Origin of the sequence: Bradyrhizobium sp. 62 (assembly GCF_023073035.1) — a bacterium.
In the GTDB taxonomy this organism is placed as follows: Bacteria; Pseudomonadota; Alphaproteobacteria; order Rhizobiales; family Xanthobacteraceae; genus Bradyrhizobium.
The window spans coordinates 59,576-73,378 of the sequence record NZ_JADPIT010000035.1 but is presented as its reverse complement, the minus strand read 5'-3'; the positions used below and the strand labels follow the sequence as shown (position 1 = coordinate 73,378).

Annotated in this window: 15 protein-coding genes; 5 read left to right on the top strand and 10 right to left on the bottom strand. The window is 66.0% G+C overall.

The genetic code is table 11. The annotated features are described in order from the left end of the window. Nucleotides 1-64: 64 nt before the first annotated feature. A complete protein-coding gene (locus IVB47_RS34515) occupies nucleotides 65-1,189 on the bottom strand; it encodes a beta-propeller fold lactonase family protein (protein WP_247468333.1) in 1,125 nt (374 codons plus the stop codon). A 122-nt stretch (nucleotides 1,190-1,311) separates the two neighbouring features. Further along, entirely contained in the window at nucleotides 1,312-1,443 is a 132-nt protein-coding gene (locus tag IVB47_RS35475) for a hypothetical protein (RefSeq protein WP_256379024.1), read from the bottom strand. Between the two features lie 138 nt (nucleotides 1,444-1,581). Between IVB47_RS35475 and IVB47_RS34510 the strand changes: the two genes are divergently transcribed. Beyond that, nucleotides 1,582-1,758, top strand: coding sequence for a hypothetical protein (locus IVB47_RS34510; RefSeq protein ID WP_247284757.1), 177 nt, complete (start codon nucleotides 1,582-1,584; stop codon nucleotides 1,756-1,758). Between the two features lie 96 nt (nucleotides 1,759-1,854). Beyond that, nucleotides 1,855-1,977: a hypothetical protein gene (locus IVB47_RS35470; RefSeq protein ID WP_256379023.1), complete on the top strand. Its 123-nt coding sequence runs from the start codon at nucleotides 1,855-1,857 to the stop codon at nucleotides 1,975-1,977. 70 nt (nucleotides 1,978-2,047) lie between these two features. On the opposite strand, the gene IVB47_RS34505 is transcribed toward IVB47_RS35470, so the two are convergent. From IVB47_RS34505 to IVB47_RS34485, 5 genes are all read right to left on the bottom strand, one after another. Further along, on the bottom strand, nucleotides 2,048-2,407 hold the full coding sequence (locus IVB47_RS34505) for a hypothetical protein (protein WP_247468331.1): 360 nt from the start codon (nucleotides 2,405-2,407) through the stop codon (nucleotides 2,048-2,050). 199 nt (nucleotides 2,408-2,606) lie between these two features. Next, the gene (locus IVB47_RS34500) at nucleotides 2,607-3,524 is read right to left on the bottom strand and encodes an MBL fold metallo-hydrolase (RefSeq protein ID WP_247468329.1); all 918 of its coding nucleotides are present in this window, start codon (nucleotides 3,522-3,524) and stop codon (nucleotides 2,607-2,609) included. A 91-nt stretch (nucleotides 3,525-3,615) separates the two neighbouring features. After that, the gene (locus tag IVB47_RS34495; RefSeq protein ID WP_247468327.1) at nucleotides 3,616-4,821 is read right to left on the bottom strand and encodes an FAD-dependent oxidoreductase; all 1,206 of its coding nucleotides are present in this window, start codon (nucleotides 4,819-4,821) and stop codon (nucleotides 3,616-3,618) included. Between the two features lie 100 nt (nucleotides 4,822-4,921). Further along, nucleotides 4,922-5,212, bottom strand: coding sequence for a hypothetical protein (locus IVB47_RS34490; protein WP_247468325.1), 291 nt, complete (start codon nucleotides 5,210-5,212; stop codon nucleotides 4,922-4,924). Between the two features lie 98 nt (nucleotides 5,213-5,310). Further along, entirely contained in the window at nucleotides 5,311-6,270 is a 960-nt protein-coding gene (locus IVB47_RS34485) for an AraC family transcriptional regulator (RefSeq protein WP_247468322.1), read from the bottom strand. Here IVB47_RS34485 and IVB47_RS34480 point away from each other — a divergent pair. Next, nucleotides 6,248-6,616, top strand: a complete 369-nt coding sequence (locus tag IVB47_RS34480; protein WP_247284763.1) for a hypothetical protein — start codon at nucleotides 6,248-6,250, stop codon at nucleotides 6,614-6,616. The two genes, IVB47_RS34485 and IVB47_RS34480, sit on opposite strands and share 23 nt — an antisense overlap. On the opposite strand, the gene IVB47_RS34475 is transcribed toward IVB47_RS34480, so the two are convergent. Together IVB47_RS34475 and IVB47_RS34470 are read right to left on the bottom strand one after the other, a co-directional pair. Beyond that, the gene (locus IVB47_RS34475; protein ID WP_247468319.1) at nucleotides 6,613-9,276 is read right to left on the bottom strand and encodes an EAL domain-containing protein; all 2,664 of its coding nucleotides are present in this window, start codon (nucleotides 9,274-9,276) and stop codon (nucleotides 6,613-6,615) included. The genes IVB47_RS34480 and IVB47_RS34475 overlap by 4 nt on opposite strands. A 138-nt stretch (nucleotides 9,277-9,414) precedes the next feature. Next, nucleotides 9,415-10,131, bottom strand: a complete 717-nt coding sequence (locus IVB47_RS34470) for a hypothetical protein (RefSeq protein WP_247468317.1) — start codon at nucleotides 10,129-10,131, stop codon at nucleotides 9,415-9,417. A 185-nt stretch (nucleotides 10,132-10,316) separates the two neighbouring features. Here IVB47_RS34470 and IVB47_RS34465 point away from each other — a divergent pair, with 185 nt between their 5' ends. Beyond that, nucleotides 10,317-11,336 carry a LysM peptidoglycan-binding domain-containing protein gene (locus IVB47_RS34465; RefSeq protein ID WP_247468316.1) on the top strand — a complete coding sequence of 340 codons (1,020 nt, stop codon included), beginning with the start codon at nucleotides 10,317-10,319 and terminating at the stop codon, nucleotides 11,334-11,336. 147 nt (nucleotides 11,337-11,483) lie between these two features. After that, complete coding sequence (locus IVB47_RS34460; RefSeq protein ID WP_247468313.1) at nucleotides 11,484-12,773, top strand: Spy/CpxP family protein refolding chaperone; 1,290 nt, start codon at nucleotides 11,484-11,486, stop codon at nucleotides 12,771-12,773. Here IVB47_RS34460 and IVB47_RS34455 read toward each other — a convergent pair whose 3' ends face one another. Beyond that, complete coding sequence (locus tag IVB47_RS34455) at nucleotides 12,774-13,640, bottom strand: hypothetical protein (RefSeq protein ID WP_346730832.1); 867 nt, start codon at nucleotides 13,638-13,640, stop codon at nucleotides 12,774-12,776. Between the last annotated feature and the right edge of the window lie 163 nt (nucleotides 13,641-13,803).

Below are 13,803 nucleotides of genomic sequence, written 5' to 3'. Positions count from 1 at the left end.
AGGAGCCCGCCAAAGCGGGCGTCTCGAACCATGCAGGCCGAACTCATCTCGCAGCGGAGCCCCCTCACGGCAGGCTCAAGAACTCCACCCAGTTCGGCTTCTTGCCGGTGGCGTAGGATTTCAGCTTGGCGAGTGCCCCGCTGCTCTGGTCGATGGCATAGACCGTCATGCTGTCGGAGAGCTCGCCCACTGCGGCAAGGTAGCGCCCGCCGGGATCGATGTGGAAGCCGCGCGGCTGCTTCTCGGTCGGCACGCTGCCGATCGCGGTCAGCTTGCCATTTGTCGCATCGACCTTGTAGGCGGTGAGCGTGCTGGTGGTGCGCTCGGAGGCGTAGAGGAAGCGGCCGTCGGGGGTGACGTGGATGTCGGCGGCCCAGGGCTTTCCGGTAAATCCTTCTGGCAGCGCACTGGTGCGCTGGATCTCGTCCCATGCGCCGCCCTTGGCCTCATAGGCGAACGCCGCGACGTCGCCGTTCAGCTCGTGGAGGAGATAGACGAACTTGCCGTTGGGGTGGAATACGAAATGCCGCGGCCCCGATTTCTCCGGTACCTTGTGAGCCGGCGGATCGCTCGGCGTGAGCGTGCCGGTCGTGGCGTCGAATGTGAAGGCCAGGATCTGGTCGGAGCCGAGATTGGTCGCGAACGCGAAGCGGTTGTCGGGCGAGGGCAGGAAGGCATGCGCGTTCAGCCCGGTCGGGATCACCTGCTTTGGCTCGCCTGCGACGCCGTTGGCGAGCAGCGGATTCAGCGCGACCTTGTTGCCGCCATAGGAGGCGCTGAACAGGAATTTGCCGCTACGGTCGATGGCGATATTGGCCATGCTGTCGGCGAGCGGGCCGTTGCCGAGATGGCTGAGCTGGCCCGTCTTGGGATCGATCGCAAAGCTCACCGCAACGAACGGTTGCGAGCGGACACCGGCGATCAGCACGCGATGATCGGGCGTGATCGCGAGCGGCGTCGAGGAGCCGGGCTTTTCGACGCCGGTGAAGGCGGCCGTCTGCACGGGCGTCATCTCGCCGTTCTCGGCCATCTTGAACACGCTGATGTCGTTGCTGTCGGCATTGCCGATATAGGCGAAGGTCTCGGCCATGCCAGCGCGGACTCCAGAAATGAGAGTGAGGAAAGCGAGCGTGGTGGCGATCGCGGCACGGGGTACGCCGGATCTGATGCGTCGGGTCGATCTCACCATGGGGGTCCTCCTGGATGCCGGTGCGGCATTTGTCGTTTTGCCGGCGAGGATAGCGGCAGCCGCCCCGCCGCACCAAACTCCAATTGGGATCGATCGATGCCGAAATGGTATCGGTGGGAGATCTACCGTATCGCCGCTGTGCGGGAGGGCAGATGGGGCCCGGGCGGGACGTGGGGCGGCCCGAGCACGGTCCACACGGTGACCGCGAGCAGCGCGCAGGTCAGGATCGTCCAGGCGACGAGTGGCTTCCGCATCAGGCCGTATCCGTCAGTCATATGAATGAGAATGCTCCCGGGGGCGGGCCTGGCTATCGTGCACTGCAAATCGCGGCGATCCTATGAACTCGTTCACAGCCGAACCGAACCAATGCCGCGCGAGCGCATTGAACCGGCATGCCCCGTGAAAACGATCTCGAAGGTAAGCCCGACATGGGCGGCAAGCATGGCGGTCAGGCCGGCCAGCCCAAGCTGCCGCCGCGCCCGCGTCAGGGCGAGCGCGACGAGGACGTCGTGGCAAAGCGCCACACCGCCCAAACCGATCCCAACTCCGCGCCGACCAAACCAAAATAGCACCTCGCCCGCGCCGCCCGCGCACTGGGAACGGCAGCCTCGCCTTGCCGTTACCCTGATCCCGCGGGCGGAGCAGATCGAAACGGAGGCTGGCACGTGTTTTGGATTTATTGGGACACCGCCTGGTCGCTCATCATCAGCGGCATCATGTTCGCGACCATCGTCGCGCATCCCGATGCCGAGTTCGTCGAGATCCACGCGGCCAAGCAGGTCAAGTGAGCCCGCGCCGGCCGGTTCAGCGGCGCATCATCGTATGCTGGGCCGAGCCGGGACATCAGAACTCAAAATCTCAAGTCATGCTGCCCGGCATGAAGCAGCGGATCTTGGCGCGGCCGTTGACGTAATACGGCCAGACCATGGTGCGGCCGGCGCGGTTCGGCTCGGTGATCACGGTGTCGTCGGGCACCTCGATCCAGTCGCCCAGGAGTCGCACGCGATAATGTCCGTTGCTCGTGTCCCAGTCGACATCGTCCAGCGCGGTGCCGTCGGCATCGGCGCAGCAGGGACCGCCGCCCTTGCTGTGCAGGCTCTCGAACCAGCCCTTGAGGGGAGAGTTCGCGTAGCGACCGTCGTCGCGGGCCTGCACGGATGGGCCGACCATGGCAGCAACCGCTACGAGAGTGACCATCCTGAATGCCGCGATCGCCATATCGCCTCGCTCGATTCGCGCGCGCACGAGCGCAGACGAGGAGCCGCCTGCGCGACGTGACGCAATGCTGGCTGGCGCCGCCGACCGATTCCAGCCGTCTCAGCGGGGCGATAACCGCGAGGGTCGATGTTTGATCCTATTTTCAAGGGCGCGGACCTATCGAGTCCGCGCCCTGCTTCGGCTCTGACCCGGCAAGCGGTCAGTAGTCCCAGAACACCGGCACCCAACGGAAGGCGTCGCCGTCGGCAGCCACCCGGCCCACGGACGGGAACGGCAGGTGCGTGGCCACCAGCATTTCGCCGGTCTCGGCAAGCTGTCGCAACAGACGAACGCGAACGCGCGCGGCCTCCTCGGGGTCGTGCTCGAAACCGTTGTGCCAGTCGGGTTGCTCGAACCCGACGGCAAACACGGCGTCGCCGGCGAATGTCAGCGCGTCGTCGCCGGCCGCCATGCGAACCACGCTGTGTCCGGGGGTGTGACCGCCCGTGCGACGGGCGACGACGCCAGGCGCAATCTCTTGCTCGTCATCGAACAGCCGCAGCTGAGGGCCGTACTCCTTCAGGAACCGCTTGGCGGTCGATCGCAGCGCGTCCGGGAACCCTTCCGGCATGGCAGTGCGGGAGAAATCAGGCGCTTCCCAGAACTTGACCTCTGCGGCCGCGACGTGAATCCGCAGGTCCTTGCGCAGCTGCTGCTTCACGCCGTCGACCAGCAGCCCGCCAATGTGGTCCATGTGCAGATGGGTGAGCACCAGATCGGTTACCGCCGAAAGATCGATGCCCGCGGCCGCCAGTCGCCTGATCAACTGCCCGGCGCGCGGCAAGTTCAAGTTCGGGTCCGAGCCCAGCCCGGCGTCGATGAGGATGGTCTTGCCGCCGCTGCGGACCATGACGGCGTTCAGCGCCCAGTCGAAAGCATCCTGCGGCAGGAACATGTCGTGCAGCCAGGTCGCCCGCACCGCCGGGTCGGCGTTGTGCGCGAGCATCGTGGTCGGCAGCGGCAGCACGCCGTCGCTCACCACCAGCACGTCGATCTCGCCGATCTTCAGCGCGTAGCGCGACGGAACGAGCTCTTCGGGTCCCGATGACACGGGATATGAGGTGTTGTGCAGATTCATGTTGGTCTCCTGTTTCAAAGATAGGGGCTTCCGGCTGGTGGTTGAGCAGGCAGCGCCGCCGGGGGAGTGCGCAGCCGTGATCGCTTGGTCGCTAGAGGCTGGTCACTCGTTCCGGATCGGCCGACGCGAGCGCCAAGGCGCGCTCCGCCTTCGGCGGATAGATCCAGACGGTGTTGATCTCACGCTTGGTCTTCTTGGCGACGTCGCCGACCAGCTCGACCTTGCGCTCCCATCCGCGTGTGAACAGCGCGCCGGCTTCGCCGAGGTCCAGGCAGGTGACGTAGGCCTTCTGGTGGTAGGGCCTGGTCGGAACGCCAAGCAATTCGGCCGCGGCATTGTTGCCGGCAAAGGCGCCCATTCGCGTGGCGTGCTGGCACGACATCAGTGCGTAATTGCCCTCGTCGTCGCAGGCGGCGCGTGCTGCGTCGCCGGCCGCGAAGACACCCTGAACGCCTGGCACCTGCAAGCAGCGATCGACCAGCAACCGTCCGAAATTGTCGCGCTCGGCGGGAATCTGCCCGGTCAGCGGCGCTGCACGCATGCCCGCCGCCCAGATCACCGTCTCGGTTTCGATGTGCTCACCGCTGGACAAGGTGACGCCGGTCTCGTCGAGCGCGGCGACGCCAGCACCGAGCCGTGTCTCGACGCCAATCTTGCGCAAGGCTTCCTCGATGACGGGGCGGGCGCTTGCACCCATGTCGGGTGCGATCGCAATGTTGCGATCGACGATGACGACGCGCGTCCTGGCATTGGGGCCAAGGATTTCGCGCAGCCGCGCCGGTATTTCGGTGGCCGCCTCGATCCCGGTGAAGCCGCCGCCGGCGACGACGACCGTGTCGCGTCCGTTCACGGCAGGCCGCTCCGCGAGGCCATGCAGATGCTTGTCGAGCGCAACGGCATCGTTGAGCGAATCGACGCTGAAGCCGTGCTCGGCGAGGCCCGGAATGTTCGGACGGAATAGCCGGCTGCCGGTCGTCACGACCAGGCGGTCGTAGGACAGCGTCTTTCGCGGGCCCTTCGCGGGCCTGATCTGCACCGTTCGGGCCTCGGTGTTGATCGTCTCGGCGCTGCCCTGAATGTAGTCGACGTCGATCGCCTCGAGGACCTCAAGCAGCGGGGCCGTCAGGGTTTCCGGCTTCGGCTCGTAGAGCCGCGGACGGACCACCAGCGTCGGCTCCGGGGAGACGATCGCGATCTGCAGATCTTGCGGCGAGACGCCCCGGATGTCGCGCAGTCGCGCTGCGGAAAGGGCGGCGTATATGCCGGCGAAGCCGGCGCCGATGACGACGAGTCGCATGGATTTTCTCCTTGGTTGCTGTTCGAAAGACCGCGCGCGACCGCGCTGCTGCGTTCAGGGCAGCGGCCGGCGTCGGCGCGTGGGTGGGTTGGGTCGCTGGTTAGGGCCCGATGCAGCGTGCCATCACCGATCTCGGCGGCTGGCCGTAGCCCAAGACGACGGGCTGAAGCTCACCTCGACTCCAGTCCTGATAGGGAAGCCCGGGGCCATTTCGGATCATGATGGAAACGGACGGCTGTGCCGGGTGCATGTTGTAAGCCGGAATTTCCACTTCCTCGCCCGTCGCCGACGTGAAGCGAACGGCCAGCGAGAGTCCGTACAAGGTCGCGGTTGCGAGGCTCCGGCGGCGTGATGAGATCAACCGTCGGCTGACGAAGTTTTTCCAGGTCATCTTTGGTCTCCCTCGATTGGTCTGGACATGGAGATGATGTAGCCGACCCGATTCGCCGTTGCCCCAGCGCGATTGCCGTCGCTGTCGAGAGATTGCTGCTAACGCACGCGCCTGCGCCAATCGCTCGGCGTCTCGCCCGTCAGCTTCTTGAATGCCGCGGCGAAGGCGGTCTGCGAGGAATAACCAAGCGCCGCGGCGACCGAGACGATCGATTCGTCGCTCTCCCGCAGCATGTTCATGGCCTGCTCGAGCCGGTGCTGGCGAAGCCAGGCATGCGGCGACAGCCCGGTGCTCTCCTTGAAGGACCGGCAGAAATGAAAGCGCGACAAACCTGCATCGGACGCCAGCGCATCGAGCGAGACGTCCGCTTCGCTGTCGGAGCGCAATCGTTCGATCGCACGGAGCAGGACCTTCGGCGCCAGTCCGCCCATGGTCGGCTGGAACGTGGTTGGCGACCCTGCATGCGCAGCCAAAAGGCGCGTGGCCAGAAGATCCGTGAGCTGATGCCGGAATAGCGTATCAAGGACGCCATGGCTCTCTAGCGAATCCGCCGCGCTCAGGAGCAGTCGGGACGTGATCGTGTCGGGATGCGCCGTTCGCTCAATCAATTCGGCGGGCCCGGCGGTCCCGGCCTCGCCGGCGATGCGCTGCAGCGTTGCGTCGGGAAGGTAAAGCTGTACGACGTCGACGGGCTTCGGAATGTCCCATCGGGAGCTCGACCCTTCCGGAACGATGTTCAGGACCCCCGGACGAAACGTGCCGATCGCGATCGATCTTCCCGAGCGCCGCTCCATGCGCTGCATCACGCCTTTATGCGCCATGATCACGTGGTGGCGCATGGGCTCGACGACGTCGTGCAGCGGATCATGCTTCCAGTGCGCGATACCGGCACCGGAGGAGTCCAGCGCCATGCGAAACGGCTGGGTCCTGAGCACGCGCGCCATCTCCCCGTCGGCGGCGCGCCGCTCGGACGTCGAGTGGTCGTCAGGCTGTGCGTCGGGTGCGGGCGGCAAGCCCTTGTGCGAGGGATTGCGCATGAGTGCAGTGTTCCCGGTCATGGTGTGGCTCCTGCTGATCAGCTCGGGCTTTCGATCAGTCGTCCGTATTTGTACGGAACGGCGCGTGTTCTATGCGCCGCGGTTACGGTGCGTATTTCCTGAACCCGCCATGCTTTGTCCGATCCTGCTCCAAGCCGGCCCGCGCTTTCGCGAACGCACGGTGAGCGGCCGGGGAGGAGAAGTGCTGGTGAGAAAAGGGCGCAGGCCGCCACACGGCCGCCACATCGATGTCGCGATCGGGCACGCTCGTGGCGTGGAACGGTTGGATTTCAAGACGGACAAGCCTTGCCCGGCTCGGCGACAAATCCTCCAAACGGAGGCGACGGCGATGACCGGGGCGCGCTAGGCCGCGGCCGCCTGTGCCGACAACAGCTGCTTCAGTTTCGCCGCCGGCACGGCCGGGCTGAACAGCCAGCCCTGCATCTGGCTGCATCCGAGCTGGAGCAGCACCGCGCGCTGCGCTTCCGTCTCGACGCCTTCGGCGGTCGTCGCCATGTGGCGGGCGGCGGCCATGTGCACCACCGCCTGCACGATCGGCGAGGAATCTTCAGACTGGCCGATGTCGCAGATGAAGCTGCGGTCGATCTTGATCTTGTCGAACGGGAAGCGATGCAAATAGCTCAGCGACGAATAGCCGGTGCCGAAATCGTCGAGCGCAATGCGCACGCCGAGCTTGCGCAGCTGCTGCAGGATCGTCAGCGCCTCCTGGTCGTCGCGGATCAGGACCGTCTCGGTGATCTCGAGCTCGAGCCGTCCGGGTGCGAGACCGGACTCGGCGAGCGCGGCTGCGACCTTCAGCGCCAGCGTCCGCGAGCGGAACTGCACCGGTGAAACATTGACCGCGATGTGGATGTCGCCGGGCCAGGAGGCGGCCTCGGTGCAGGCCTGCCTCAGCACCCATTCGCCGATCTCGCCGATCAATCCGGTTTCTTCCGCAACCGGGATGAAGTCGGCGGGCGAGACCATGCCGCGCTCCGGATGGTGCCAGCGCAGCAGCGCTTCGCAGCCGGTGACCACGTTGGCCGCAAGATCGACCAGCGGCTGGTAGTGCACCTCGAACTCGCCGCGGGCCAGCGCCTGGCGCAGATCGAACTCGAGCTGGCGGCGCAGCCGCGCCTTGGCGTCGTATGCGGGCGCGAAAACGCGGAAGGTGCGGCGGCCCTCGGATTTCGCCGCATACATCGCGAGATCCGCGCGCTTGAGCAAATCGTCGAGATTGTCGCCGTGGTCGGGCGCGATCGCGATGCCGATGCTGGCATCGGTCGGGATTTCCTGGCCATTGTAGTTTACGGGCGCGCGCAGCGCCTTCAGGATCTGCTCGGCCAGCGCCGTCAGCTCGGCCACGTCGCGGGTGCCGGCCTTGACGATTGCGAATTCGTCGCCACCCAACCGTGCCACCATGTCGTTGCCGCTGATGCAGGCGCGCAGGCGGTTCGCGACCTGGCGCAGCAGCTCGTCGCCGACCTCGTGTCCCAGCGAATCGTTGACGCCCTTGAACTCGTCGACGTCGATATAGAGGATCGCGAACGGCTTGCCCTGGGCAAGCTCCGCGACACGCCGCTCCAGATGGCCGCGCATCAGCACGCGGTTGGGCAGGTCGGTCAGCGCGTCGTAATGCGCCATATGCGCGATGCGCTCGTCGGCGCGAATGCGCTCGGTGACGTCGTCATGGGTCGCGAGCCAGCCGCCGGCGGCGCCGGGCTGGTTCTTGATCTCGATCAGGCGGCCATCGGAGGTCTCGACGATCGTGCTCTGCGTCTGCCCGGCATTGCCCAAAATGCCGTCGCAATAGGAATCGACGTCGCCGTGGAACGAACCCGTGTCGTGGCGGTGCTGGATCACCTGGCGGAAATACGCGCCGGGCTTCACCACGTCGGCCGATAGGCCATACATCTCGATGTAGCGCCGGTTGCAGACGATCAGCCGCTCGTCCTGGTCAAACATCAGGAGACCCTGCGTCATCGTGTTCATCGCGGTGTCGAGCTGGTGCTTCTCCACGGCGAGCCGGCGGGTCATCTGGCGGAAGATGAAATAGAGCGTGAGCACGAGTAGGCCGATCGACAGCACGGCTACGGCCACGAAGAATTTGGTTTGCGTGTGCCATGTCGCCAGCGTCGCATCCAGCGACCTGGTCGCAACCACGACCAGCGGCTCGCCGGTCAGGAGGCGTGCGGCGACGATGCGATCCTTGCCGTCGATCGGACTTGCGAGCTGGGTCGTGACGAAGGTGCGCTCGAACACCGCCATCTGCTCGGACGTTCCATTGCGGAAATTCTGCCCGATCATCGCGTCCACATGCGGAACGCGCGCGAGCAACTGGCCGTTCTGGTGGTGCATCGCGATCGAGGATTCCTCGCCGAGCCCGCTTGAGGCGAAGAAGGATTCGAGTTGGTCCGGCGCGATCGCGCGCGACACCAGCCCAAGGAATTCGCCGTGAGGACCGGAGACGCGGCGCGCGAACACGATCGCCGGTCCGCTGCCCAACCGTCCGGGCACGACCTCGACCTCCTCCTGCGAAGCTGGGTCGTTCTTGAGGCGATTGAAATAGCCGCGGTCGGCGACCGAGACATCGGCGACCGGCCAGCGCCGCGACGAGTTGATCAGCACGCCCTTGGCGTCGAACAAATTGGCGCCGGCGACGTCCGACCAGCCGCTGGCTCTGGCGCGCAGCACTTCGTGCACGGCGAGCGTGCCCATCTCGCTGCGGAAGACATCAGCGGACTCGATGCCGTGGCTTTCGAGCTCGGCGATGATGCTCTTCTGCAGCACCGCGAAGTCCTCGAACTCGCGGTCGAAATGGCGGGCAAGCAACCGGACCGCGCTCTCAAGGCTGTCGCGGCCGCTTTCGATTGCGTTCTGCCGGAAGCGGTCGACGGTAAGCGCGGTGCCGATCGCCATTGCGGCCATCAGCACGAAGCCGCCTGCGATCAGCCATGTCAGCGGCGCGCCGCGCCAACGGCGCAGCAACGCGCGCATGCGCGCGCTCCATCGGATCGATGTGCCCATGCAGCCCTCCCGTGGGATGCAAGATGCGGCAAAACCGACAAGACCGCGTTACCAGTAAGGGTTAGGAAAACATGAATCGGAGCGTAATCAGAGGGTTGGTTCCATCGCTGTCTGAAGGCGCGGTGGGCCATGGTTCCCTCAGCGTCGGATTTCCCATCTCAACGCTTCCGCATTGGTCTTGGTCAACATCGCCGGCACGTCGAAGGTCCCGGTCTTGAGATCATAGCGGCAGCGCCAGTCGGCCAACCCCTTCACGGCGACGTTCTTCGGGTGCTTGTCCATTTCACCCGACAGCGAGATGACGAGGTAACGGTTGTCCGGCCAGTGCACGCCGAGGCCGCGATAAGCCTCTTCGGTGCCTTTCACGAGATTGGCCGAAATGTGGTAGTCGAGCTTCATCTTCCCGGTGTCCGGGCGGCTGTGGAAATAGGCCCAGGCCAAGTCGCTGAACGGCGTCTTCGTCGCGCTGACGAAGGCGCCTTTCTCGACATGGTAGAGATAGAGGTCCTGCTCGCCGGAGCCGGTCTTCTGCATCCGCACCAGCCATTGCGAGTCGGGCGTGAAGCGGAAGCCGGCGCCGTAACCCTGCTCGGGCTTCAGCTCCGTCATCTGTTCGCCACGCCTCGCCCAGGCCTGCCATTTGACGTCCAAATCCCCGCTGTCCTTCATGTACTGCTCGATCCGAGTGGCGCCGTCGGGCGAGGTGAAGGCGAGATCGGCATTGTCGGTGAGGATGTAATCCGGCGGCGGGCCGGACGCGGCGAGCCCCGGAGTTGCGGCCAGCGTCGGGGCAAGCGCGAGCCCCACCACCAGCCCAAGTACCGGCAATTGTGCGGGACGGCAAAATGCGTTCACGGTGAAAATTCCTCGAGAAAAATACCGCGATGCGGCCTCGATCATTTGACGTCGGCGGGGGTGCGCCGGTTCATCCCCGGCGCCGGCTCATCATCCTATCGACCGTCTTGCTGCCGTGGCTAAAACGGCGCACCTTGCCGGCTCGATTGATTTGCAAGGTTCTTCCTGATCAAGGTTCGTTTCCGATGGTGACCGCATCCAAGGCCTTCATTGCATTCTGTCTGCTCGCGGTGGGCGGTACCGTGCTGGTGATCGGCCCCACCGAGCTGCGTCGCCTGCTGCCGATAGGGGCGAAGACCGACATCGCCGCCAAGCCGGAACCCAAGGTCGAGCCCAAGGTCGAATCCAAGCCGGAACTCAAGCCGGAAGAGCCCAAGCTCGCCGCGGTCGCGCCGCCGGCGCCAACTGCATCTCCGGCGCCGGCCCCCGAACCGAAGGCGGGTGCATTGGCTGAAACCCAGAAGCAGGTCACGGCCGCGCTTGCCGATCTTGCACCGGTCAAGCCGCCGCCGGCGGTTGCCGATACCGGCCCCCGTTTCGACGTCGCGCGCGTCGATGACCACGGCGAGGCGGCGGTGATCGCGGGCCAGGCGACGCCGGGCGCCAAGGTCGAGCTGCTGCGCGACGGCAAGCCGCTCGACACGGTGGTGGCGGATGCGTCGGGCCAATTCGTGATGACGCCGCCGCAGCTTCCCGCCGGTTCCTATGAGCTCACCCTGCGGGCGAAATCGCCTGACGGCACTGTCACGCAATCCGGCCGCAGCATGCCGGTGGTGATCGCCGAAGCCGCGCCGCCGCCCGCGCGCCCTGCACCGGCCGCGAGGCAAGAGACGAAGCAGGAAGCGAAGGCCGAGAAGCCCGACGACAAGTCGGATGTGGTGGCATCTTTATCGGACAGGCCTGCGGCCCGGCCGAGATTGATGGGCGCACCGAAACCAAAGGGCGGGTCGGGGGTCATGGCGCGGGCGCCCGCGGCCACGACCGTTGCATCGGCCTCGCCGGCGGAAATCGTCAGTGGTGCACCGGCGGAAACAGGCGGCAGCCGGGTGATCTCCCGCGGCGACAGCCTGTGGGCGCTCAGCCGGCTCGCTTACGGCGACGGCGCCCGCTTTGCCGTGATCTACAACGCCAACCGCGCCAAGATCCACAATCCCAATCTGATCTATCCCGGCCAGACCTTCGTGCTGCCGCAGAAGGCGGAGTGACGGCGCATCGGCTCTGCCCGCCCGGTGCGCGTTGCGACGCTTTGCCCTGTGCGCTTCCGGAACATTTGGTTCCCTCGCGCGTCGTTGTGATGCGACGCGATGCGCGCTTGGCGCCGGAGGAGGGCCAAGGTGGACAGGTCAGTGGTCATGTCGAGATCACGCTTGGCGCTCAGGCCAAGGCTGGGGCTGGCGCTATCAGGCGCAACCCTCGTGATTCTGGCGGTGCTGTTGCCAAGTCGCGCCGAGGCGCAGTTCGGCTTCCGCGGCGGCCCGCTCGGTGTTGCGCGCTTTGCCGTCGGCCACATGATCGGTATGTCTCGCTTGCGCCATGCCCGCATGGCGGTGCGGGGCAGCCGATACCGCTCCGCAGCGTTGAGGTCGCAAGATCCTCGCGGCGCAGAGCGCGGCCAGCCTGCGAATCCTTACGTCCTCCGTGCCGCAATGACGGCGCAAGCCGCGCTGTCGGGCTGGCACGGCGGCCGCCGTCCGCAGGGATGGTGGCGCCACCCCGACGGCAGCTACGGCTGGGTCGGCCCCGTGTTCTGGCCGTTCGCGCATGACGATCTCACCACCGCAATCATCCTCGGCGATACGACCAGCCTCTCGCTTTACGGCTATGGCGACATCTATGCCGCGATCTTCGCGCCCTATGCGGCCACCGAGCTTGCCGCCTACACCGCGCCGCACGGCCGGCGCGGACGGCGAGTCCCGACCGCGGAGACGGTCTGCGATGCCAGCGACACCGGCGGCCTGCCGGTCGATCGCATCGCCGCTACCGTGCAGCCGAATGAATTGCAGCGCACAGCGCTCGACGAGCTTGCGACCGCGTGGGCATCCGCGCGCGACACCATCCGCGCCGCCTGTCCGGCGCAGGTCCCCGCGACGGCGATGGAGCGCCTCGGCCTGATGCGCGAGCGCATCGAGGCCATGATCAAGGCGACGGACGCGGTCGCACCTTCGCTGGCAAAATTCGTCGATCTCCTCGACGACGACCAGAGAGCCAAGCTCGACGGCCTGGCCAAGGACCGCCGCGCCGCGCTTGCAGCGATGCAGCAAAAGAATCCCCAGGCGGCATCGGCCTGCCAGGCGGACAGCGATCCTCGCTACGACGAGAAGCTGCAGCGCCAATACGAGCAGCTCATTCAGCAGCAATGGCCCGCGGCCGAGATCGCCTCCACGCTCAAGCTCGACGACACCGCCCGCGCCCGCCTCGACGTGCTCCAGGACACCACGCTGCGCACCATGGAAACGCTGAGCGCCTGTTCCTCCCAGCCAGCAGCGACACCGCAGGCCCGCCTCACGGCCGTGAAGGCGCGGCTGGAGACGATGCTGCAAGCGGTGAACGGCGTCAGCGACGCGCTTGATGATTTCGAGGCTGACTTAAGCGACGAGCAGAAGGCGGGGTTCGAGGCGATCGGGCCGAAGCGCGGCGTGTGATCACCCGCAGGCCCACTCGAACTTCATGTCCTTGAAGTCGAGCTGTGCGTTGCCGCCGCCGAAATTGTAGCCGCCGAAATATTCCTCGAACTCGATGTAGAACGGACTCATCTCCGGCACCGCCTGGCAGGGCCGCATGGTGCCGCCGAGGTGGTTGTGGGCGTGGTCCCGGCTCCAATCGTGCAGGCGGAAATTGTCGCGGCTCGGCACGCCGCCGACGTAATAGTAATAGGGCTGATAGCCGCTCGGCGGATTTTGGCGCGTGTGCTCGTCCTGCGGGCCCTTGCCGGCGTTGGGATCGCTCGCACGTGGCTGCAACGCGATCGCGCGGTTCTCGGCCAGATCGGCGCGCGGAGGGCCGGCGAACATCTTCTTCGCGTAAGGCGCAGCGGTCTCGAAGAAAGCGGTGGCGCCGCCGACATCAAGCCAGCGCGGCCGCTCAGCCGTCGCAAGCGGAAGCGGCGCGGGCGGCGTCGCGAACGCGCCCTCGTACTCGCTCTTGGTCAGCAGCAGCGCGGCATATTCGTAATCAAGGATGTCAGTCATGCGCGAGAGGCGCGGATGCGAGGGCCGCGCCAGCACCGCCTCGCGAATCGCGGGGTCGTCAGGCGCGCCACCGTCATTGTGATCGGGCGCGGTCGCGAAGAACGACACCGCAACGATGTCCTCGCCGTGTACGCGATAATCCTCCGGCAGCAGAAGTGTAAAACCATGCATCAGCGGAAACCCGGTGACTGGGTCGAGCGGCCATTGCTCGCTCGTGATGCCCGGCGGCAGGCCGTAGACCCAGCCATGATCACGCGCGCGATCGGCGGGCCGGTCCAGCATCTGCAAATCATACGCACGCGACGGCAAGGCAAGCGCCACAGGTCGGCTCCATCCGAACTTTCGCCTCGACGCGGAGGCGATCGTTAGTCGCGGGGACGAGAGATGTGGTTCGTGGGGATGATGCCGTCCTGCCGGTGTTTTGCCCGACGAGTCAAACGGCTTCCGGCCAATTCCGTGCCCGCGTAACCCATTGATCTTGCAG